The organism is Pseudomonas sp. EL_65y_Pfl2_R96 (genome assembly GCF_963970905.1).
Taxonomy (GTDB): domain Bacteria; phylum Pseudomonadota; class Gammaproteobacteria; order Pseudomonadales; family Pseudomonadaceae; genus Aquipseudomonas.
Genome location: NZ_CAXAQH010000196.1, coordinates 1 through 548, shown reverse-complemented (window position 1 = coordinate 548; position 548 = coordinate 1). Strand labels below are relative to the sequence as shown.

Below are 548 nucleotides of genomic sequence, written 5' to 3'. Positions count from 1 at the left end.
CGTTGATAGGCCAGGTTGACACCGAAATCAGAGCGCCGACCGGCGTCGGCCACACGCACATCGGCATCCGCCTGGTCGGCCTGGGCATCGATCATCTCGATGGTGGGATGGTGATCAAGGCCGGCACGCAGCTTGGCGGCATCGACCGGGAATTCAGGGATTGGTCCAGCGATCTCAGGCGCGGGATCGCCTGTCCAGCGGGTCAGCGTCGCGCGGGCGCGCGCCACGTTGGAGACCAGTTCGCTGCGGCGATCCTGCATCGCCGCGACCGCCTGCTGACCGGCAAGCGTCTGCGCCGGCCGTGCGTTGCCCGAGGCGACAGCCCCCGGCGTCGTTCCCACCACGCGCTCGAGCCGGGAGAGAACATCGTCGAGAGCTGCAAGCCGGCGTTCGGCGTAGGCGAGATTGATCCAGGCAAGCGCGGTGCCCACCTCGACGGTGCGCGCCTCGACCGCGGTATCGGCCTCGGCCACCTTGATGTCGCTATCGGCGCGCGCCTGCTGGGCATGGCGCTTGGCGAGGTTGGGAATGTCCTGGGACACGCCGAC

General features: G+C 68.8%; 1 protein-coding gene. It reads right to left on the bottom strand.

Annotated elements, in window-relative coordinates; translation table 11 throughout:
• Window positions 1-548, bottom strand: a 548-nt coding sequence (locus AACY49_RS30185) for a TolC family protein (RefSeq protein WP_339527904.1), incomplete at both ends; no start/stop codon positions are given.